Origin of the sequence: Clostridium sp., from assembly GCF_050717635.1 — a bacterium.
Lineage (GTDB): Bacteria > Bacillota > Clostridia > Clostridiales > Clostridiaceae > Clostridium_AD.
The window spans coordinates 349,917-370,361 of record NZ_JBOITO010000030.1 but is presented as its reverse complement, the minus strand read 5'-3'; the positions used below and the strand labels follow the sequence as shown (position 1 = coordinate 370,361).

Genomic DNA, 20,445 nt, shown 5'->3' with positions numbered 1-20,445 from the left:
TAGTTATGAAAGCGGAGTTTTATATATTATTATTTTAAATTTTAAAAAATATAGTTATAATATTATGGCAATTGGGTAAAAATAATGTTATGAATTTGAAGCAAGTAGGTAAAATTTTATAAATCTTGTCTACTTTGAACGATACTAGAAAGTAATTGAGGAGGAGCCATATGAAGAGGAACATTAAAAGTGCATTATGTTTGATTTTATCATTAATTGTTACTGCTCAGATTTTAACACTGTCAGTTTTGGCACAAGAAGAAAATAAGGATAACAAAGGAATTGTAGTGGAGGCTAAGTCGGCTTTACTAATGGAGCCATCTAGTGGCAAAATAATCTACGAAAAAAATTCTCATGAAGTGTTTGCCCCTGCTTCAGTAACTAAGATAATGGTTATGTTATTAGCTATGGAGGCAATAGATAGTGGTAAGGTTAAATTGCAAGACAAAATAACTATAAGTGAAAATTCTAAAAAAATGGGCGGAAGTAGCATGATACTTGATACAGGGGAGATAAGAACTGTAGAAGAAATTTTAAAAGGAATAGCCATTGCATCTGGAAATGATGCTGCGGTGGCTATGGCAGAGTATCTAGGTGGAAGTGAAGGCGCTTTTGTATTAATGATGAATGAAAGAGCACAAAAGCTCAATATGAAAGATACTGCTTTTAAAAATTGTACTGGTCTAAGTGCAGAAGGACATTTTACCACTGCTTATGACATCTCAATTATGTCTAGAGAACTTTTGAAACACCCTCAAATATTAAAGTATTCAGGAACCTATATGGAAACTATTTCAGAGGGGAGAAAAACTCCAATTGGCCTTGTAAATCATAATAAGCTAGTTAGGTTTTTTAAGGGATGTGATGGACTTAAAACAGGATTTACAAATGAGGCAAAATACTGCATATCTGCAACTGCAGTTCGGTCCAATGTAAGAATGCTTGCAATAATTATGGGTGCACCAACTTATAAAATAAGAAATAGTGACGCTAGTATGCTAATGAACTTTGGATTTTCTAAATTTGAAACTAAAAAAGTAATAGCAAAAAATGAAGAATTAGAAAAGATACCACTAAATAAGAAAGGTGATAAGTTTTTAATTGCAAAAGCAAATGAAGATTTTAACGTAACGCTTGAGAGAGGTAACAAAAATGAAATTACTAAGAAGTTTATTATAGATAAAGAATTAAATGAGTATAAAAAGGATAGCCCCATTGGATTTTGTGAAATATTCGTTGATAGTAAATTGTCCGGTAAGGTTGTTATCTATAGCGATAGGGATATTAAAAAATCAGGAGTATGGGATAATATTAAAAATAATTTATTAGACTTATTTGATAAAGCAATTTAAATTGTGAATATTGTATTACTATAAAAGATAAGCTTCTAAACAGTTAATTGTTTGTTTAAAAGCTTATCTTTTATAGTGCAATCTATTTTTAATTTTTAAACTATACTCACTAGTTATTTTCCAAAAGATGCATTATAATTAGAATAACTTGCGGTAAAGAAATTAATTTATTATTAGGAGAGAGTGTACATGCCATTAAGTATAAAAATAACTAATTTTGAGGGGCCATTTGACTTGTTATTACATCTTATTAAAAAAAATGAGATGAATATCTATGATATTAATATCTTTGAAATTACAGATCAGTATTTAGATTACCTTAAAAGCATTGTGGAAATGGATTTAGAGGTAACATCAGAATTTATTGTTATAGCTGCTACATTAATTGAAATTAAATCAAAATATTTGTTGCCAAAAATTAAAGATGAGTTTAGTAAAGAAGAAGAAAATGATATAGAAATGGATTTATTAAATAAATTAATAGAATATAGAAAATATAAACTTATAGCTGAAAACCTAAAGGCTATGGAACAGGATGCAGGTATAATGTTTAGTAAAAAACCTGAAATAATAATAGAGGATACTCATAATATTGTGGAAACAGATTTTTTAAAAAATGTTACAATACTAAATCTATACGATTTATATAATAATTTAATGCTAAACTATATAAGTAAAAGGAATACTGATAATATTATCAATAAAAGAATTAAAATGGAGGAATATAAAATCGAGGATAAAATGGAAGAACTTAAAGAAAAGCTTATTTTATTTGGAAAAATTCATTTTACAAATTTAATTATTGGATATTCATCAAAATTAGAAGCTATTGTTACCTTTTTAGCCCTACTTGAGCTGATTAAAACTAGTGGTGTAATAGTAATTCAGGAAAGTAATTTTAAAGATATACATTTAGAAAGGGTAAATTAATATGGATGGAATAAACTTTAAACCGATAGATATTGAGGAAGTTTCTACTAAAAACATATATTTTTCTATTATTGAATCTCTGCTCTTTGTTACAGGAGAAGCACTAAAATTAACTGAAATGGCAAACATATTAGAATGTAGCGTTGATTTTACAAGGCAATTAACAGATGAATTAAGAGTAAAATACGAAGAAGATAATAGGGGAATTAAAATTATAGTAACTAATGATGAATTTCAATTTGTTACAAAATCTTGCAATAGCGAATATGTGCAAAAATTATTAAAAACAAATATCAGACAATCACTATCTCAGGCATCGCTGGAAACACTAGCAATAGTTGCATATAAACAACCAATAACGAGAGTGGAAATAGAGGAGATAAGAGGTGTTAAAAGTGATAGGGGTCTATATACATTATCAGAAAAAAAGTTAATTAAAGAAAGTGGACGAAAAAATGTTCCTGGAAGGCCAATTATTTATGTAACCACGGATGAATTTCTTAAACACTTTGATTTTAATAGTCTTCAAGATATGCCTTGCTTAGAAAATTTTGTGGATGAAAATATAGACAGTGATATTCATACAGCTAAGACGACCCAAACAGTTTAGGTAAAAACCCACCGCAGTAAAGTTGTTCATTAAAAACTTTACTGCGGTGGGTTTTATATTTAATTTTTAAGCGTTTTATTATAAGTATTTATTCGTCAAAATCTTCTTTATCCTCGCATTTGGGCTTTGTGTCACCTTTATCTTTAAACATTCCCTTAATAATATCGATAATTTGTGGTACAGTGTCAACGATTTTATCATATGTATTTTGCTGATCTACAGATAAAAGCCTTATGGAATCATTTTTGACTACTAAAAACGCAACAGGTTTTACAGTGACTCCAGCTCCAGAACCACCGCCAAAGGGGTATTTATCGTTTGAATCAGAATGTTTAACACTATTAAATTCACTACCTCCAGATGCAAAACCAACACATACTCTTGAAATGGGAATAATTGTGGTTCCATCTAATGATTCTACAGGATCACCTACAATGGTGTTTACATCTATCATATCCTTTATACTTTCCATGGTACTTCTCATTAAATTTTCAATTGGGTGACTATCCATGTACATTTCCTCCTTTATATTTTTGTAAATTTATTTTTTTATGTCGCATGTTTATGCTTTTAAGGCACATCAACATTATAATTGACATATATATAATTTTTGCTAAATTGGTATAAATTATACTGGAAATTTCAATATTTAAATTTTTTTCTTTGAAATAAGGAATAACTTTGTGATCTATATTCTTTACTTTAACGAATTTTAGTAATAATAAGTATAAAAAACTATATGTGGAGTGAATTAATCCGAATGTTATAGCTACAAGTGCAGCATCGTCAAATCCATATTCTAGCTTAGTGATTAAATTTAGAGTGGGCTTAAATTTTAAACTCATAATCTTATTTATGATTAGTTTTATGTCGCTTATAGTATAAGATTTTTCAGTAGTGATTTTTTGTTTTTTTGCTTTATTATTTTTCTTGTTTATTTTTCGGTTTAGTTTTTTATTGTATATATAAATTTCTAAAATTTTCTTTGAGTATTTGAGAGTTATTTTAATAGGGATTGGAAATAATATAATTGTTAGCGCTATAACAAACACTAGTATACCTACAAACATCACAACCTCCCATAATATAGAATACCTAATACTTGGTATTATGCCCAAAAAAATATAAAAAAATCATTGATAATTATTATTTATTTCTATTTATAATTTTAAAAAATAATTTAAAAGAGGTGCGGTTATGAAAAAGAAATATAAAATATCATTGTCGTCTTTGTGTTTATTTTTTCTACTCACAACCACAGTTCAAAATGTATATGCTGATAATATATACATTAATGCTGTAAGTGCTATAGCATTAGATGCAGATTCAAAAATCGTCCTATATGAAAAAAATGCATATACTCCCATTGAAATTGCAAGTACTACAAAGATTGTAACAGCACTTGTGGCAATAAAATGTGGGGATCTTAACAAAAAAATAACAATATCTAAAAAGGCAGCAAGTATTCGTGGATCAGAAATAGGATACAAAAGTGGAGAACAAATAAGCTTAAAAGAACTATTGTATGGCTTTATGTTAAGGTCTGGGAATGACGGAGCCATTGCAATAGCAGAAGGAATAAGTGGAAGTGTTGATGAGTTTTTAAAGCTTATGAATGAGTATGCCTTAGAGATGGGACTTCTAAATAGCAATTTTGAGTCTCCTCATGGACTTGATAGTACTAATCATTATTCTACTGCATATGATTTAGCTTTAATTACTGCAAAGGCAAAAAAAATAAAACTTTTTAATGATATAGTGGGTTCTAAAGATATTGATGCTAAAGAATACAATTTTACTAGGAGTTACCATAATATAAATAAAATCCTATGGCTTCTACCAAATTCTACTGGAGTTAAAACTGGGTATACTGGAAAGGCAGGAAAATGTTTAGTAACTTCTGTAAACATTAATAATAGAGAAGTTATTATAATAACTTTGAATTCTACAACTAGATGGAAGGAAACAGAAAAAATAGGCAAATATGTTGAAAAAAATTATGAATATAAGAAAATAATTAGTAAAGATGATATCTTGGAACGATTTGCTATAAAGAACGGGGCTAATATTGCTGAAGTAGTAAGCCAAAGAGATATTGTAATTCCAGTAGTAAAAGATGCAAAAATAGAAACTGTGATTGTGAAGCCGTTATATGACGTTTATGCACCGATAAGCGAAGGGGAGAAGGTTGGTAGAGTAGATGTATACCAAAATAATAAACTTCTGTTTACAGAGGCGCTAGTAGCTAAAAACTCAGTAGAGAAAAAGAATTTTTTAAGAGGTAGGCTCAGTAAGATCAAGAGTTTCTTCCTTCAAACTAAGTAGTGTATAGATTTTAGTGTCTTTTGTGTATGAGTTTATAAGTATAGAGATTATTGTTTGATTTGTAACAATTCTTTGATTTTTATATATTTTAATAGTATAGTGCATTGGAGGTAATAATGATGAGTTACGAACCTTATGATTGTATTGATGTAGGAAGTGAATTTTGTGCTAGCTACACTAAACTGCGACATGCAGTTTAGTGTTTTAATTTAAAGAAATTAAATTTATTAATATTTCACCTTTTTTACCATCCCAAAATATTGAGCTTACAATATTATTAATTAAAAGTCGTTTATTATTGAAATCTAAGAGATCAAAAATATCTGAAAGATCATTTGAGGAAGTAAAAAAAATATTCAAGTTATTATTATCTTTATTATATTCAAAGGAACCCGCTTTTAAATCTTCATATTTATGTGTTAATTCTTCTAATTCATTTCCCAATTTATAAATTTGAGGGCTTATATATTTAGATATGTCATTATCCAAAGATAAATGATTTATTAAAACATCAATTTGGTCCTGTTTTATCTTTATTTGTGATGGTAAACTAGTTATTTCGCATTGCAGGTCATGTTTTTTAAGGAGTTCGAATTTTATAGAAGTTAATTCACTTAATAAGAGAGTCTTGTCAATAGTCATACTTTTTAGATGATCTATAACTATGATTTCAAGTTCATCTACACGGATATTAGGATTATTACATCGAAGGCCTCTTGAATGATCTTTAGTACTACAGACATAATATTGAATTATTTTATTGGTTTCTGAACTAATATGACCATGTTTAACAATCATACTCTTACCGCATTTAGAACATTTTAAGGTTCCAGTTAGTAATGCAGAGGCAGATGTTCCAAGTCTTGGAGCTTTGTTTTTATTTTGGTCTAGTATTTGTTGAACTTTAAGCCAAGAAGTGCTATCAATGATCCCTTCATGGGAAGAAACGGCTGCAATCCATTCCGTTATAACTCGTTTAACTTTGGCACCTTTACTTTTGTTATAAGTTAAAATACCATATTTTTCATTAGCTTTACCAGTTACATTCATGCCAATAAAATTAAGATACTTCATAACATTTTCGTTTGCTCTAACATAGAGAGGGGTTCTTAATATGAGTTGAATTCTTTTCTTAGTAAAGTCAGCACCATATTTTGTTTTGATGTTATTTTTAAAAAGGTAGATAAAAACTTGATTAATAGATTTATACTCTAAATATTTATCATAAATGATTTTCACCACTGCTAATTCTTTTTTTATAGGTGACAAACCGTACATATTTTTTTCTTTGTGATTAAAATCCAAATATGATATTCTCACACTTTCATAGCCTAGAGGCGTTTGACCACCGAGCCATCTTCCAGTTTTAGATAGTTCTAACATATTATCTCGAACTCGCTCGCCAATAGTTTCACGTTCTAACTGTGCAAAAACTGACGAAATATACATCATGGCACGTCCCATAGGTGTTGAGGTATCAAATTTCTCATTAACACTTATAAAACTTATGTGTAAACTATCTAGCCTTTTTATAAGAGTAGAAAAATCAGATATGTTTCTACTAATTCTATCAAGCCTATAACAAATAAGTACCTGAAATTTATTTTCTTTTGCATCACTAAGCATTTTTTGAAATTGAGGCCTTTTTATATTTTTTCCTGAAAAACCTTCATCCTCGTATATTATAAAATCAACAATGCCTAAATGTGTGCCTTCAAGCTTGCATAGTTCAATTTGGTTTATAATTGATTCGCCACTTACTGTAATCTTTGATTTTCTGGAGTATATAGCTGCTATTTTCAATTTACACACTCCTTAATAATTGATTTAGAATACTATGTGTTACAAGATAAACATATGTATTTTAAAAAAATAATATTACGAAAAGATGATTTAACTAAATAAATTTATGCATTTACATTTTGTAACACTGAAATTCATGTAGCATAGTATAATATAATAGTTTACATGGGGGACAATAAATGAAAGTTAAATCTACGATTATATCAGAATTAGATGAAGGACAGAGGAAACTTTTGACTCAGCAGTATACAAGGATTATAGCAAGAATAATAGCTTCACAGCTATCATTACAAGAAATAAATAAACTAATTGAAAAGCTAATGATGGGTGATATTTTATTAATAAAAGAGAAACAATCTGAATATACGAAGTAAATTATACCAAAAGATGATATACTAATATAACATTATATTTAAGTATTGAATACAACAGGGTTACTAGTTCCTGGTAAGAAGTTGCGACTATCTTGTTTAAAAACTACTATTTTAAAATAAGGAGGCAAACTGGATTTGAATGCTTATGGCATTCCTCTCATGATTGAAATCACGAGTGTCCAGCCACAAAGAATGAAATTATGTGATATATGTAAAAAAAATATAGCAATGATATTAACATCAAAAGTAGAAAATGGAAAAACTGATACTTTAGCACTATGCATGGAGTGTGCTAAGAAGAGGGGCATTCCTGTAATGGATCAACTAATGCAACAAGCGGGAATATCCTCTGATGATATTGAGAACTTAAATGATCAAATGGGTAATATGTTTAAAGGCATGAATTTGGAGGATATGAACTTAGAAGACATGAACCTCGAAGATTTGGATACTTCAGATATGGATGATGAAGAAGGTGATGGAAAAAAATCAATTGGAAATATTTTCAGTGGCTTATTTGGAGCTAAAGAAGAGAATAAGGATTTTGTAGAAGATGAAGTGGAGGCTACCCAAAAGAGTAAACAGTCATCTGATGATAAATCAAAGAAAAATTTCTTTAAAAAAAAGAGAAAACACTTAGATACATATGGGATAAATCTAACAAATAAAGCAAATCAAAAGGGTATAGATAAAGTTATTGGAAGGCATAGTGAAATTGATAGAGTGGTACAGATATTAAATAGAAGAACCAAAAATAATCCTATATTAATTGGAGAAGCTGGTGTAGGCAAAACAGCCATCGCAGAGGGGCTAGCTGTAAGAATTTCTGAAAAACAAGTCCCAGAAAAATTATTTAATTCAGAAGTTTATCTTCTTGATCTCACCGCTGTTGTTGCAGGTACACAATTTAGAGGACAATTTGAAGGTCGTATGAAGTCAATTATTGAAGAAGCTAAGGAAAGCGGAAATATTATATTAGTTATTGACGAGGTGCATAATATAATGGGGGCGGGTGAAGTTCAAGGTGGTTCAATGAATGCAGCTAATATTTTGAAACCGGCGTTAGCTAAGGGAGAAATACAAGTCATTGGGGTTACTACCTTAGAAGAGTACAGAAAGTATATAGAAAAAGACGCAGCCCTTGAGCGGAGATTTCAACCAGTTCTAGTTGAAGAACCTAGTATAGATGAGACAATAGAAATTTTAAAAGGAATAAGAGTATACTATGAAGAGTATCATAAAGTTAAAATATCTGATGAAGTAATACGGGAAGTCGTAAATTTATCAGAGAGGTATATAACAGATAGATTTCTTCCCGATAAAGCTATAGATGTTATTGATGAAGCGGGTTCTAGAGCAAATTTAAAAAATAAAGGTCTTGTGGAACTAGCGAGACTCAAAGAGGAATTAGAAAAAATAAAAGCATCACAAAAAGAAGCAGATGATACTGAAAACTTTGAAAAAGCTGCACAATATAAAATGAAATTGTTCAAAATAAGAGATGATATTAATGAAATTGAAAAAACGTGTAATGAAGTTCAAATTACCTTAGAGGATGTTGCTTTTGTTATTGAGTCATGGACAAAAATTCCAATTCAAAAGATTACGGAAAAAGAGGCCAGTAAGTTATTAAATTTGGAAAGTAGGCTACACAAACGTGTTGTAGGTCAAAACGAGGCTGTTATTAGTTTGTCTAGGGCAATCAGGCGCAACCGTTCGGGATTTAGAAAAAAGAAAAAGCCTGCTTCTTTTATTTTCGTAGGACCAACGGGGGTTGGAAAAACAGAGCTAGTTAAAGCACTATCTTGTGAACTTTTTGGAAGTGAAGAAGCATTAATTCGTATAGATATGTCTGAATACATGGAAAAACATACGGTTTCTAAGCTGATTGGTGCACCACCAGGATATGTAGGTTATGATCAAGGTGGCCAATTAACAGAAAAGGTGAAAAGAAAGCCTTATTCAGTAATTCTTTTAGATGAAATAGAGAAGGCTCATCCAGATGTATTTAACATGCTGCTCCAAATTCTAGAAGACGGAAGATTAACGGATAGTCAAGGCAGAACTGTTTTCTTTGAAAATACCGTAATAATAATGACATCAAATGCAGGTACTCAGTTTAAAACAAGTGGTATTGGTTTTGTTCAAGATAATTATGATGTATTATCGGCACATGTAAAGGAAGCACTGAAAGAAACTTTTAGGCCAGAATTCTTAAATAGAGTAGATGAAACTATTGTGTTTACCCTACTTGAAAAGCAAGAACTTCGAAAAATAGTTGATTTAATGATTAAAGAAGTAGTTGATGAGGCACAAGAAAAGAATATTACTTTGGATGTTTCAGAAGCGGTAAAGGATTTTATTTTAGTAGCAGGATACGATGAAAAATTTGGCGCAAGACCACTTAGAAGAACTATTCAAAAATATATTGAAGATGAGATAGCAGAACAATATCTTAAAAATGAATTTAGAGCGGGATCAAAAATATCAATGGAATTAGTAAATGGTAAAGTTGTTATAATATAAACCAAAAGCTGCTGAAAATTTTCAGCAGCTTTTGTATTATACTATTTACCTACATTTTGCTTAGGAGTTTTATATAATTTATTGGAATTGTATAAATTGTATTGCGCCTGTACATAATTAGTGCAATTCAAAAGCACATCACATAATATGATTGCAAAAAATATATCCATTATAACGTGTTGTTTTACAAATTCGGTGGATATGATAATAAGAAATCCCACTATATTAACTGGAAATTTAATTCGTTTCATAGCATCGGTTGCGTTAATTCCTTTCATAGCTAAGTATGCAGTAATTACATGAATGCTTGGGAAACAATTAAAAGGTGCATCGGAATTATAAGTAAATATAATAAGTTTAGAAAATATGTCATCTCCTGTAACAAGAGGTCTTGGAACAGTTGTTTGAAAAAAGTAATAAGTTATAAAAGTAACAACGTAACATAAGCACAAGGTAATCATAATCTTATAATAAACATTTCTATTTTTGTAACATAAGTAAACAAAGCAAATGGCTAAGAAAAACCATAAAGTCATATAGGGTATTATAAAGATTTTTATAAGTGGTAAAACTCTATCTAAATCAGTAGTTAAATCATAAACTCCTCTTTCAGTATTATTTAAGCCCCAGTAAAACAAATTAGAAAGTGGAACACATCCAATAAGTAGTAGGGGCAATAATTTCTTAAAAACAATTTTCAAGTAATCAATCCTCTTTTCAAATATAAATTTTTATCTCAAAGATTAGTTTAACTCAGAATTATTGTATTATCAATGTTTTTTATGGAATTTTATATAATATGTAGATTGCAATATAAAATGTCCGAATTTTATATAATATTATATTTACACAAATAATATCGTATTTTGGTGTCTCAACCATGTCCTTGCCATCTGGCAGAAACGGGGGATTGTATATTATGTTCACAAATGGCAGGTAAAAATTTTTGTGACTGTGGTAACTGGCATGGGGTATGTATATATCAAGAATATGCTTCAAACAATTACAAAGCTAAAGAAGGCAGAAAATATTATAAGTGGAAAATAATAAAAAAAACTACATTCGAAGATGATATTATTATACTTACGCTACAAGGTACACAAAAATTAGTAAGTGATTTAGTTCGTCCAGGAAGTTTTATTTTTATGAGAAGGCCAGGCACAGAAACAAGTTTTGATACGCCGATATCTATAATGGATACGGATACTAGAAATAATACTATAACTATTGCTATAGAACTCAAAGGAGTTAAAACCAAAGCATTAGATTTGTTAAATGAAGGTGAAGAGATGCTTGTAAAAGCACCATTCTGGAATGGTATTTTGGGACTTCAAAACATATATACAATAAAGAACAGTAAATGTTTAATTGTAGCAAGAGGTATAGGTCAAGCGCCAATGATACCGCCACTTAAACATTTGTATTCAAATAATAATGAGATTATAGTTGTGCTTGATAATACGCCTTATAAAAATAGTTTTGTGAGTGAGTATCTAGAAAAATATGCTTTGAAAACTGTACAGGTAAATACTATATCCCGTGGTAGAATTACAGAAGAATTCAATAATATACTGAATGAAATAATTAAAGATAATGATATTAGGTTAGTACACTGTGATGCAGCAGACATTATGAATTATGAAATGATGAAGACTGTAGAAAATATAGATAAAAACATTAAATTTTCTTGTTGTAATAATTCTAAAATGTCTTGTGGAGAGGGTGTGTGCGGCTGTTGTACAAGAAAAAATAACGATCGTAAATTAAGAAGGCTTTGTAAAATGCAGACAGAACCTAAATATGTATTAGAAGGGAGGAGAATATTTTGAAGGTTATCGTAATTGGCGGTGGATGGTCTGGTTGTAGTGCAGCGATAATAGCGAAAAAAGCAGGAGCTACAGTTGCATTATATGAAAAAACGGATATGCTTTTGGGGCTGGGAAATGTAGGTGGCATTATGAGAAACAATGGAAGATATACTGCTTCAGAAGAAATGATAGCACTGGGGGCAGGAGATTTAATACATTTGACGGATGAAAATAGTAGACACAAAAACATCGATTTTCCTGGCCACAAAAATGCTTGGCTTTATGATGTAAATAAAATTGAACCGGCAGTGTCAAAATATTTGAAATCTATGGATATAGAAGTAAACCTTATTACAAGGGTAGTAGATGTTGAAAAAGAAGGTAAAAGCATTAAAGGAATATATTTATCAGATGGTAAATATATCGAAGCAGATGTATTTATAGAAACCACAGGTTCCACTGGCCCAATGGGTAACTGCTTAAAATATGGTAATGGATGTGTAATGTGCGTGTTAAGGTGCCCAGCTTTTGGTCCAAGAGTTAGCATAAGTTATAGAGCGGGTATTGAAGACTTAAAAGGGGAAAGAGAAGAAGATGTATATGGAGCTTTTAGCGGTTCGTGTAAACTAGCTAAGGAATCACTAGCTGATGATATTATAAAAGAGCTAGAAGCAACAGGAGTTGCTGTTATAAAAGTTCCAGAGGAAGATGTAAATATAGAAAAACTTAAACTAAAGGTGTGTCAGCAGTATGCTCTTAAAGAATTTGCAGAAAATATAGTTCTTCTAGATACAGGCCATGTTAAGCTTATGACGTCATATTACCCATTAGATAAGCTGAGAAAAATCAAAGGACTTGAAAACGCAAAATATATAGATCCATATGCAGGTGGAAAGGGAAACTCCATAAGATACTTATCTGTAGCACCAAGAACAAATAGTATGAAGGTCTTAGGTTTAGATAATTTATTCTGTGCAGGCGAAAAGGGTGGATTATTTGTAGGTCATACGGAAGCCATTATAACGGGGGCTTTAGCCGGTCAAAATGCTATAAGGAATTACCTGGGAATGCCACTACTTATATTGCCAAGGTCACTAGCTGTTGGGGACATAATAGCTTATGCTAATGAAAAAATAGCAACTAAAGAAGGAAGGGCAAATAGATATACATTTGCAGGAGCAGAGTATTTTAAAAGAATGCAGGAGCTGGGACTATATACCTTGGATATAGACAAAATAAAGGCAAAAGTAGATAAATTAAATTTAACCAATATATTTAATGAAAAACTTATATAGATTAAATTTTACAAGTATATTTTACTAAGTAATACAAACAATACTTTTATGTGGAAAAAATTTATTATATATGGGTTTTTAGGTCTGTTGGCAGAAGTATTGTGGAATGGTTTTGGAGCAATGATTAAAGGGGATATATTACTGAGGGGCACTACCTGTATCTGGATGTTTCCTATATATGGTCTTGCTGTATTTCTTGAACCTGTGCATTATAGGATAAAACATCTTCCGCACATTGTGAGAGGAGGCATATATATGGTTATTATATTTGCAGTAGAATTAACTTGCGGACTGCTGCTTAGATTAGTTTTAGGTTCGTGCCCTTGGAACTATGTAAATAAAACCTTGTCAATATGTGGAATAATTACACTTAGTTACGTACCGGTGTGGATTGCGGTTGGGCTTATATTTGAAAAAATACATGATACAATAGTTCGTATTGAAAGTAGTGTTTACGATAATTCTAAATGAGTTTAGATTAAATATTGTCCCGTTAAAAAAACTACAGGCAGCAGATTAAATGAAAAAAATACATTTAATCTACTGCTTGTAGCTTTTATTTACATTTATTTTGGGAAGATAAACAGTTTAATAGTGAATTAACATCTTCTTTTATTAAATCTGCACTTTGAAGTGAAAGTCCAGTGGAGCAAAGAATTTTGTTTGGTATTTCAAGGGCTTTTTTCTTCAGGTCTAGACCTTCGGAAGTTAATGTAACATATACATTTCGTTCATCTACAGTATCTCTAATTCTTTTTACTAGATTCATACACTCTAATTTTTTAAGTAGTGGAGTTAATGTGCCAGAGTCAAGGTGCAATTTTTCTCCCAGAGTTTTCACAGTTATATTATCTTTTTCCCATAATACTAAAAGAGAAATATATTGAGTATAGGTTATGTCTAATTCTTTCAATATTGGTTTATACAATTTTGTTATTTCACGGGAACAAGCATATAAAGCAAAGCATAGTTGGTTTTCTAGTTTGAGAGCCTCATCATTAATGTTAATCACTTCCTATGAATTTTTAAAGTAAATTTTTAATTGATTGTTCTATGTCCATTGGTTCTATAGGTGATTCGAACCTCTCTAAAATATTGCCTTGTCTGTCTATTAAAAATTTAGTGAAATTCCATTTAATAGAATCACCTACTAAATTTTCAGGGAATTTTTCTTGCAATATATCATGTAGATTCTTAGCACCTGGGTTATTCATATCAAACCCTTCAAATGGCGATTCACTGGTTAAATATTTAAATATTGGGTCTGCAGCGCTACCTCTAACTTCAATTTTTTCTGAAAGTGGGAAGGTTACTCCAAAATTAATTTCACAAAACTTTTTAACATCATCATTTTTTTCAGGTTCTTGTTCTGCAAACTGATTGGATGGAAAGCCTAGTATTTCTAAACCACTAGCATTGTATTTCTCATATAGTTTTTGTAAATCTCTATACTGAGGTGTAAACCCACATTTACTTGCAGTATTTACAATTAAAAGTACCTTGTCTTTGAATTGATCTAGCGAAGAATCCTCACCATCTATAGTTTTAAATTTAAAATCGTATATTTTCATAATATAATAATCCTCCTTAAATATAATTATGAATTAGTTTTAATAAATTTAAATGTATAAAATTAAATTGTATACAACTAATCTGTAATCTAAATTTAACATGTTGTTATCAAATTGTCAAGTACTTATTTTGTATAAATGATCATTATTTTATTCGTTCATAAATAATAGTGTATCATTGTTGTTTTTAAGTTAAACATATGATAAAATGTTATAAAGATAATAGTTATTAATCAACAACGAATACAAACTATATTTAAAAATTATTGGTTCATATTAAAGGAGGAGATAGTGTTGAATAATGAAGAGTTAATGGTGATAAAACAAGCGATTATAAATGAGATAGAAGGTTATGAATTTTATAACATGGCAAGTAGTAAATCTAGTTCAAAAGAAGTGGAAAATGCTTTTTTAGAATTGGCAAATGAAGAAATGCAACATGTGGTTTGGTTAAAAGATTTGTTTAGTAAAATTAAAGATAATAATGCCTCCGATTTTCAGTTGGCATTAATTCCAGAACCTACTTCACCAGCAATTTTTAAATGGGAGAATATAGATAGAGTAGATGCAGGTATTGCTGTATCTGCGTTTGGAATTGGAATACAGATGGAAAAAGCCTCAGTTGAATATTATGAAAAGGCTGCTAAGGAGACAAAGATTAAAGAGGCAAAGGAACTATATAACATATTAATTAAGTGGGAAAAAGTTCACTTGGATAAATTTTCTTCCCAGTATGAAGAGTTAAAAGAGGAATGGTGGTCAGAACAAGGGTATGCACCATTTTAATTGAATATTACTCTAAATAACGATAAAACCACCTCTCGAGTTTAGGAGAGGTGGTTTTTTATAGGGGGATAGGAACAATCAACTAAAAATTAAAATTTGTGATGGGTTTAGTCCGTTTAATATGATAAAACTATTATAGTATATATTATGAGAATTTTATAAAAAGGTTACAAAATTTTTTAGTATTTATAATTAATCCTTTAGGTATAATAAATGTTTTATAAGAGAAAATAATAAAGACGTTTCTCATGTTGCTCAAAAATAGAACATAATTTAATTCGAAGAGGAGAATGATTTCATGGAAAATAAATCGCAGTATTTAATAAATGCAAGTGATAAGATAATGAAGTTTGAACGTGATATTGATATAATCACTGGGCAAGAAATAGGCAAAATTGAATTAAAGGCCTTAGATGGACATTTTGAGTATATAACTCTAGATGATAATGCTGCAGATGAAATAGAAAAGGATTTATTTAAATATTTAAGAAATAAATAGGTTAAGGCAAAAGAAACATAATGGTAATAATGTAAATAAGATATATTTATTGGATAAGTATATCTTATTTTTTTATTGTTAGGTTAGAAATTTCATATAAAGGATGTAATTGTGATAAATATATTGTAAAATAGTACTTGTTATTATGTGAAAAATTATATTTATTAATATTTTCTACGAAAGTAAAAAAAATACATTCTAAGCTAATAATTAGGAGGAATTTCGAATGAAAAAAGTTGCAGTTATTTTTAATGGCGGTACAATCACAATGACAGTAGACCCAAGAATAAAGGCTGCAGTTCCAACGCTCAGTGGAGAAGAAATAATGGCTATGGTTACTGGAATCGAAAATTATGCAGATATAGAATCATATACTTTTTCGAATCTACCGGGACCTCATGTAACACCAGAGCTTATGATGGAACTATCTAAATATATACAAAGTTTCTTATGCAGAGAGGATATATGCGGGGTTGTAGTTACTCATGGTACGGATTCACTTGAAGAAACAGCGTATCTATTGCACCTAACTATAGATAGCCCTAAACCTGTAATTGTTACAGGCTCAATGAGAAATAGTTCGGAACTCGGTTATGATGGTCCAGCAAATTTATCTGCTTCTATTTGTACTGCCATTTCTGTGGAAGCTCGAAATAGGGGGGTATTAGTTTGTCTAAATGATGAACTTAATTGTGCAGGTGAGGTTACTAAGTCTCATTCTATGCATCTAAATACTTTCCAAAGCCCAGAGTTTGGCCCAATAGGCATTATTGATAATAATGAAGCAATATTCTATAGAGATAGCTTAAAAAAAGAACATATTATGACAGATAATATAGAAACAAGAGTAGATTTAATAAAAGCTTGTGCTGGAATGAATTCAAAATTAATTGATTTTTGTGTGCTAGAGGGCGCAAGAGGTCTTGTTATTGAGGCTATGGGAAGAGGGAATATACCACCAAAGATGGCAGAGGGAGTAAGAAAAGCTATACAAAAGGGGGTCGCTGTAGTTATTGTATCTAGATGCTTCAAAGGAAGAGTATTAGATTCTTATGGGTATCCAGGTGGTGGGAAAGAACTTAGAAATGCAGGTGTTATTTTCGGAGATAGACTACCGGGACAAAAGGCTAGAATTAAACTTATGCTTGCACTTGCAAAAACAACTGACATGAAGGAAATACAACGCATATTTGAAAGTGGAAGTTACAAAGGCAAAATAATGTAACAAAGTTAGTATCGCCGGAATAACATAATACGAAACTCGTATAAAGGGTGATATTATGAAAATAAATAATAGACTATCAAATGTGGATGAATATCATTTTAAAAAAATTGACGACATAAAAAATCAAGCTATTTTAAGCGGTAAAAGAATTATTGATTTGAGTATAGGAGATCCAGATTTAGGAGTACATTCAGATATTACAGATGCTTTAATAAAAGGATTAAAGGGAAATAGATATAATAATTATCCTCCTTATGATGGGTTAATTGAACTTAAAAAAGCTGTTATAAGATATTATAGCGTGGTTTATTCTGTGTGTTTAGACTTGGATGAAGTAATAATTCTTATTGGGTCCAAAGAAGGTATAAGCAATATAATTCCAGCTGTATGTGATTTTTCTGATGTTGTAATAGTACCAGAACCCGCATATCCTGTTTACAGTATTTGTTCAAAACTATGGGGTTGTGTGCCTTATACTGTACCTTTAAAAGAAAAAGATGGGTATATGTTAAATGTTTTAGATATTCCTATTGAAATTGTTGAAAAGAGTAAGCTTATTTTTATTAATTATCCCAATAATCCAACAGGTGCGGTAGCTACTAGTGAGTTCTATAAGCGGATTATAAAGTTTTCCTATGATAATGATATTGTTTTATGCAACGATTCAGCATATAATGAAATAATTAAGATGAATAAAAAACCTATTAGTCTTATGCAGTTTGATGAAAAAAGGCAATGTGTGGAGTTTGGAACATTATCTAAAACTTACAATATGACAGGGTATAGAATAGGATATGCTGTTGGTAATGCTAAAGTAATAAATGCACTTTTAAAGATTAAAAGTAATTGTGATTCTGGTCAATTTAGTCCAGTGCAAAAAGCTGCTATTGCTGCACTTGATTTAGAACGTGCTCACATTCAAAATATAAGAAAAATATATGATGAAAGAAGAGACGTTGCTAAAAATATTTTATTACAAAAAAATATTAGTTTTTTTGATACAGAAGCTACTTTTTATTTGTGGTGCAAAACACCTAAAAATTATACCACCAATGAGTTTTGTGAAGAACTTCTGAGGAGTAGTGGTATTGTGGTTACACCTGGAAATGTTTTTGGAAAACTTGGGTATGATTATTTTCGTATAGCACTTACAAAAGATGTGCTTGTTATTGAAGAAGCTTTAAAATCTTTAAAAAAATGTGACGAATAATATTATTATTGGTATAATATAAACTATATAGGAAATATTTTATTATAAGTGTATAATTTTTTTGTAATGTATATAATTACAAATAGATATTATTTTGTAGAATGTTAAGGTAGTCACAAGGAACATTGGAAGGATGCGTTATTATGATCAAGAGTATGACTGGGTTTGGGAGAGGAACCTGTGAAAAAGATGGTAAAAGTTTTACCATAGAGATTAAAAGTGTTAATCATAGATATTTTGAAACTAATATAAGAATGCCTAGAGTGTTAATAGCTTTCGAGGATAAAATTAGAAAAATAATCAATGAAAAGGTAAAAAGAGGAAAGCTTGATGTGTTTGTAACTCAAGGCAATTATGATAAGGAAGATGCTTACGCTTATTTGGATGAAAAATTAGCTAAAAGTTATATTAATTGCTTTAAAATTTTAAAAGATAAGTTTCAGTTATCTGGTGATATATCAGTTTCACAAATAGGTAGATTACCTGAAGTAGTAACGCTTAAACAAAAAAGTGAAGATGTTTCAGAAACCTTTGATGTTATAGAGAAATCTTTAAATGGAGCGCTTGAATCTCTTCTTTTTATGAGAGAGAGTGAAGGCGAAAAGTTACTCGAGGACCTTTCGCGTAAGTGTGATTTAGTAAATGGATTAGTTCTAAAGGTTAAAGAAAGATCGCCCTTGGTTTTTTTGGAGTATAAAGAGAAACTAACCCAAAGGCTCCATGATATTCATAAGGAAATTGAATTTGATGAGAATAGAGTTGCTATGGAAGTTGCAATTTTTGCTGATAAAGCTGGAATTGATGAGGAAATTGTAAGATTAAATAGTCATATACAGCAAATGAAGGAAACTCTAATTTTAGACGGACCAATTGGTAGAAAACTTGATTTTATCATTCAAGAAATGAATAGAGAAACTAACACTATAGCATCAAAAGCAAATGATTTAGAAATTTTAAATACAGTAATTAATATGAAAAGCGAAATAGAAAAAATTAGAGAACAAATACAGAACATAGAGTAAACAGGAGGCAGATCATGAGTATAAAATTGATAAACATAGGATTTGGAAACATTGTTTCAGCAAATAGATTGGTAGCAATAGTAAGCCCTGAATCAGCTCCAATTAAAAGAATTATTCAAGAAGCAAGAGATAGAGGCATGTTAATTGATGCTACTTATGGAAGAAGAACTAGGGCGGTCATTATCACTGATAGTGATCATGTTATTTTATCAGCTGTACAACCTGAAACAGTTGCTCATAGGTTATCTGTTAAAGACGAAGAACATATTGATGAGGCTTTGAATAATGAAGAGTAGAGGACAGCTAATTGTTATTTCGGGACCTTCCGGTGCTGGTAAAGGGACTGTATGCAAGGCCATTCTTGAAAAAAACGATTTTTGGATTTCAGTGTCTGCAACTACAAGAAGTCCAAGAAATTCTGAAATAGAAGGAATAAATTATTATTTCTTAACTAAAGAAAAATTCCTAGAAAAAATTGCAGCAGAAGATTTTCTTGAATATGCAGAAGTTTATGGAAACTATTATGGAACACCGAAGTCTGAGGTGCTAAAAGTGTTAGATAGTGGTAGGGATGTAATACTTGAAATAGACATTCAGGGTGCCCTTATGGTAAAGACAGCTTATCCAAAGGGTTTATTCATTTTTATTCTTCCACCATCTATGGAGGAGTTAAAAAATAGAATTACAAATAGAGGTAGTGAAACACCAGAGTCGTTAATAACTAGATTTACATCGGCTCATGAAGAAATAAGTTTTGTAACAAGATATGATTATGCAGTTATAAATGATACTGTAGATAAGGCTTGTGAAAAAATCCAAAGTATTATAATAGCAGAAAGATGTAGGGCTGATAGACTAAATGCAGATTTTTTAAAGGAGGAAGTAAATAATGAATAATTCAATGATTAATCCATCAATAGTAAGTTTACTAGAAAAAGTCGATAATAGGTATTCCTTGGTTGTTGCAACATCAAAAAGAGCAAGACAAATAATAGAAGGTCAAAGCCCACTTGTACATGTGGATTCTGCTAAGCCTGTTACAATAGCTATACATGAAATTCATGAAGGTGCTATTGTTGCCATTACAACAAAAGAAGGAATAAAATAGT

23 protein-coding genes are annotated in these 20,445 nt (G+C 30.3%); 17 read left to right on the top strand and 6 right to left on the bottom strand.

Annotation, left to right across the window (positions count from 1 at the left end):
* Positions 1-170 precede the first annotated feature (170 nt).
* The 3 genes from ACREWB_RS15075 to scpB all read left to right on the top strand — a co-directional run bounded on the left by ACREWB_RS15075 (position 171) and on the right by scpB (position 2,892).
* Positions 171-1,352, top strand: coding sequence for a serine hydrolase (locus ACREWB_RS15075; protein WP_431548264.1), 1,182 nt, complete (start codon positions 171-173; stop codon positions 1,350-1,352).
* A gap of 189 nt (positions 1,353-1,541) precedes the next feature.
* Positions 1,542-2,282 (top strand): segregation/condensation protein A, encoded by a 741-nt coding sequence (locus ACREWB_RS15070; protein WP_431548263.1) that lies wholly within the window; start codon positions 1,542-1,544, stop codon positions 2,280-2,282.
* Position 2,283: 1 nt separating this feature from the next.
* The gene (scpB, locus tag ACREWB_RS15065) at positions 2,284-2,892 is read left to right on the top strand and encodes an SMC-Scp complex subunit ScpB (protein ID WP_431548262.1); all 609 of its coding nucleotides are present in this window, start codon (positions 2,284-2,286) and stop codon (positions 2,890-2,892) included.
* A gap of 88 nt (positions 2,893-2,980) precedes the next feature.
* Here the strand turns inward: scpB and ytfJ are convergent, their stop codons facing one another.
* Both ytfJ and ACREWB_RS15055 read right to left on the bottom strand, forming a co-directional pair.
* Positions 2,981-3,403, bottom strand: a complete 423-nt coding sequence (gene ytfJ / locus ACREWB_RS15060) for a GerW family sporulation protein (protein ID WP_431548261.1) — start codon at positions 3,401-3,403, stop codon at positions 2,981-2,983.
* Positions 3,396-3,962, bottom strand: a complete 567-nt coding sequence (locus tag ACREWB_RS15055) for a DUF2953 domain-containing protein (RefSeq protein ID WP_431548260.1) — start codon at positions 3,960-3,962, stop codon at positions 3,396-3,398. Before ACREWB_RS15055 ends, ytfJ begins: the two co-directional genes overlap by 8 nt.
* 127 nt (positions 3,963-4,089) lie before the next feature.
* Here ACREWB_RS15055 and ACREWB_RS15050 point away from each other — a divergent pair, with 127 nt between their 5' ends.
* Positions 4,090-5,217, top strand: a complete 1,128-nt coding sequence (locus tag ACREWB_RS15050; protein ID WP_431548259.1) for a D-alanyl-D-alanine carboxypeptidase family protein — start codon at positions 4,090-4,092, stop codon at positions 5,215-5,217.
* Positions 5,218-5,421: 204 nt separating this feature from the next.
* Here ACREWB_RS15050 and ACREWB_RS15045 read toward each other — a convergent pair whose 3' ends face one another.
* Positions 5,422-7,020: a recombinase family protein gene (locus ACREWB_RS15045; protein ID WP_431548258.1), complete on the bottom strand. Its 1,599-nt coding sequence runs from the start codon at positions 7,018-7,020 to the stop codon at positions 5,422-5,424.
* A 179-nt stretch (positions 7,021-7,199) separates the two neighbouring features.
* Between ACREWB_RS15045 and ACREWB_RS15040 the strand changes: the two genes are divergently transcribed.
* Together ACREWB_RS15040 and ACREWB_RS15035 are read left to right on the top strand one after the other, a co-directional pair.
* Positions 7,200-7,394 (top strand): hypothetical protein, encoded by a 195-nt coding sequence (locus tag ACREWB_RS15040; protein ID WP_431548257.1) that lies wholly within the window; start codon positions 7,200-7,202, stop codon positions 7,392-7,394.
* A 192-nt stretch (positions 7,395-7,586) separates the two neighbouring features.
* Entirely contained in the window at positions 7,587-9,920 is a 2,334-nt protein-coding gene (locus tag ACREWB_RS15035) for an ATP-dependent Clp protease ATP-binding subunit (RefSeq protein WP_431548380.1), read from the top strand.
* A 41-nt stretch (positions 9,921-9,961) separates the two neighbouring features.
* On the opposite strand, the gene ACREWB_RS15030 is transcribed toward ACREWB_RS15035, so the two are convergent.
* On the bottom strand, positions 9,962-10,621 hold the full coding sequence (locus ACREWB_RS15030) for a phosphatase PAP2 family protein (RefSeq protein WP_431548256.1): 660 nt from the start codon (positions 10,619-10,621) through the stop codon (positions 9,962-9,964).
* 168 nt (positions 10,622-10,789) lie between these two features.
* Here ACREWB_RS15030 and ACREWB_RS15025 point away from each other — a divergent pair, with 168 nt between their 5' ends.
* From ACREWB_RS15025 to ACREWB_RS15015, 3 genes are read left to right on the top strand one after another with little or no spacing between them, the layout of a single operon-like run.
* Positions 10,790-11,749 (top strand): sulfide/dihydroorotate dehydrogenase-like FAD/NAD-binding protein, encoded by a 960-nt coding sequence (locus ACREWB_RS15025; protein ID WP_431548379.1) that lies wholly within the window; start codon positions 10,790-10,792, stop codon positions 11,747-11,749.
* Entirely contained in the window at positions 11,746-13,023 is a 1,278-nt protein-coding gene (locus ACREWB_RS15020; RefSeq protein ID WP_431548255.1) for an FAD-dependent oxidoreductase, read from the top strand. Before ACREWB_RS15025 ends, ACREWB_RS15020 begins: the two co-directional genes overlap by 4 nt.
* Before the next feature lie 48 nt (positions 13,024-13,071).
* Positions 13,072-13,494: a putative ABC transporter permease gene (locus ACREWB_RS15015; RefSeq protein ID WP_431548254.1), complete on the top strand. Its 423-nt coding sequence runs from the start codon at positions 13,072-13,074 to the stop codon at positions 13,492-13,494.
* Between the two features lie 85 nt (positions 13,495-13,579).
* Here ACREWB_RS15015 and ACREWB_RS15010 read toward each other — a convergent pair whose 3' ends face one another.
* A complete protein-coding gene (locus tag ACREWB_RS15010; protein ID WP_431548378.1) occupies positions 13,580-14,026 on the bottom strand; it encodes a MarR family winged helix-turn-helix transcriptional regulator in 447 nt (148 codons plus the stop codon).
* 22 nt (positions 14,027-14,048) lie between these two features.
* Entirely contained in the window at positions 14,049-14,594 is a 546-nt protein-coding gene (locus ACREWB_RS15005; protein WP_431548253.1) for a glutathione peroxidase, read from the bottom strand.
* Between the two features lie 294 nt (positions 14,595-14,888).
* Between ACREWB_RS15005 and ACREWB_RS15000 the strand changes: the two genes are divergently transcribed.
* The 8 genes from ACREWB_RS15000 (at position 14,889) to rpoZ (ending at position 20,444) form a co-directional block, all read left to right on the top strand.
* Positions 14,889-15,380, top strand: a complete 492-nt coding sequence (locus tag ACREWB_RS15000) for a ferritin family protein (protein WP_431548252.1) — start codon at positions 14,889-14,891, stop codon at positions 15,378-15,380.
* A 298-nt stretch (positions 15,381-15,678) separates the two neighbouring features.
* A complete protein-coding gene (locus ACREWB_RS14995) occupies positions 15,679-15,879 on the top strand; it encodes a hypothetical protein (RefSeq protein WP_431548251.1) in 201 nt (66 codons plus the stop codon).
* 226 nt (positions 15,880-16,105) lie between these two features.
* Positions 16,106-17,104 (top strand): asparaginase, encoded by a 999-nt coding sequence (locus tag ACREWB_RS14990; protein ID WP_431548250.1) that lies wholly within the window; start codon positions 16,106-16,108, stop codon positions 17,102-17,104.
* 55 nt (positions 17,105-17,159) lie between these two features.
* Positions 17,160-18,314, top strand: a complete 1,155-nt coding sequence (locus ACREWB_RS14985; RefSeq protein WP_431548249.1) for an aminotransferase class I/II-fold pyridoxal phosphate-dependent enzyme — start codon at positions 17,160-17,162, stop codon at positions 18,312-18,314.
* 143 nt (positions 18,315-18,457) lie between these two features.
* Positions 18,458-19,336 carry a YicC/YloC family endoribonuclease gene (locus ACREWB_RS14980; protein ID WP_431548248.1) on the top strand — a complete coding sequence of 293 codons (879 nt, stop codon included), beginning with the start codon at positions 18,458-18,460 and terminating at the stop codon, positions 19,334-19,336.
* A gap of 14 nt (positions 19,337-19,350) precedes the next feature.
* Positions 19,351-19,632, top strand: a complete 282-nt coding sequence (remA, locus tag ACREWB_RS14975) for an extracellular matrix/biofilm regulator RemA (RefSeq protein WP_431548247.1) — start codon at positions 19,351-19,353, stop codon at positions 19,630-19,632.
* On the top strand, positions 19,622-20,233 hold the full coding sequence (gmk, locus tag ACREWB_RS14970; protein WP_431548246.1) for a guanylate kinase: 612 nt from the start codon (positions 19,622-19,624) through the stop codon (positions 20,231-20,233). The genes remA and gmk overlap by 11 nt, the downstream gene beginning before the upstream one ends.
* Positions 20,226-20,444 carry a DNA-directed RNA polymerase subunit omega gene (gene rpoZ, locus ACREWB_RS14965; RefSeq protein WP_431548245.1) on the top strand — a complete coding sequence of 73 codons (219 nt, stop codon included), beginning with the start codon at positions 20,226-20,228 and terminating at the stop codon, positions 20,442-20,444. The genes gmk and rpoZ overlap by 8 nt, the downstream gene beginning before the upstream one ends.
* Position 20,445 lies beyond the last annotated feature (1 nt).

Excerpts from the sequence above, each read along its gene's own strand:
- ACREWB_RS15035 (WP_431548380.1), top strand. The coding sequence starts at position 7,587 with ATGAAATTATGTGATATATGTAAAAAAAATATAGCAATGATATTAACA.
- ytfJ (WP_431548261.1), bottom strand. The coding sequence starts at position 3,403 with ATGGATAGTCACCCAATTGAAAATTTAATGAGAAGTACCATGGAAAGT.
- rpoZ (WP_431548245.1), top strand. The coding sequence starts at position 20,226 with ATGAATAATTCAATGATTAATCCATCAATAGTAAGTTTACTAGAAAAA.
- ACREWB_RS15040 (WP_431548257.1), top strand. The coding sequence starts at position 7,200 with ATGAAAGTTAAATCTACGATTATATCAGAATTAGATGAAGGACAGAGG.
- ACREWB_RS15055 (WP_431548260.1), bottom strand. The coding sequence starts at position 3,962 with ATGTTTGTAGGTATACTAGTGTTTGTTATAGCGCTAACAATTATATTA.
- ACREWB_RS14990 (WP_431548250.1), top strand. The coding sequence starts at position 16,106 with ATGAAAAAAGTTGCAGTTATTTTTAATGGCGGTACAATCACAATGACA.
- gmk (WP_431548246.1), top strand. The coding sequence starts at position 19,622 with ATGAAGAGTAGAGGACAGCTAATTGTTATTTCGGGACCTTCCGGTGCT.
- ACREWB_RS14995 (WP_431548251.1), top strand. The coding sequence starts at position 15,679 with ATGGAAAATAAATCGCAGTATTTAATAAATGCAAGTGATAAGATAATG.
- ACREWB_RS14985 (WP_431548249.1), top strand. The coding sequence starts at position 17,160 with ATGAAAATAAATAATAGACTATCAAATGTGGATGAATATCATTTTAAA.
- ACREWB_RS15050 (WP_431548259.1), top strand. The coding sequence starts at position 4,090 with ATGAAAAAGAAATATAAAATATCATTGTCGTCTTTGTGTTTATTTTTT.
- remA (WP_431548247.1), top strand. The coding sequence starts at position 19,351 with ATGAGTATAAAATTGATAAACATAGGATTTGGAAACATTGTTTCAGCA.
- ACREWB_RS15070 (WP_431548263.1), top strand. The coding sequence starts at position 1,542 with ATGCCATTAAGTATAAAAATAACTAATTTTGAGGGGCCATTTGACTTG.
- ACREWB_RS15075 (WP_431548264.1), top strand. The coding sequence starts at position 171 with ATGAAGAGGAACATTAAAAGTGCATTATGTTTGATTTTATCATTAATT.
- scpB (WP_431548262.1), top strand. The coding sequence starts at position 2,284 with ATGGATGGAATAAACTTTAAACCGATAGATATTGAGGAAGTTTCTACT.
- ACREWB_RS15005 (WP_431548253.1), bottom strand. The coding sequence starts at position 14,594 with ATGAAAATATACGATTTTAAATTTAAAACTATAGATGGTGAGGATTCT.
- ACREWB_RS14980 (WP_431548248.1), top strand. The coding sequence starts at position 18,458 with ATGATCAAGAGTATGACTGGGTTTGGGAGAGGAACCTGTGAAAAAGAT.
- ACREWB_RS15015 (WP_431548254.1), top strand. The coding sequence starts at position 13,072 with ATGTGGAAAAAATTTATTATATATGGGTTTTTAGGTCTGTTGGCAGAA.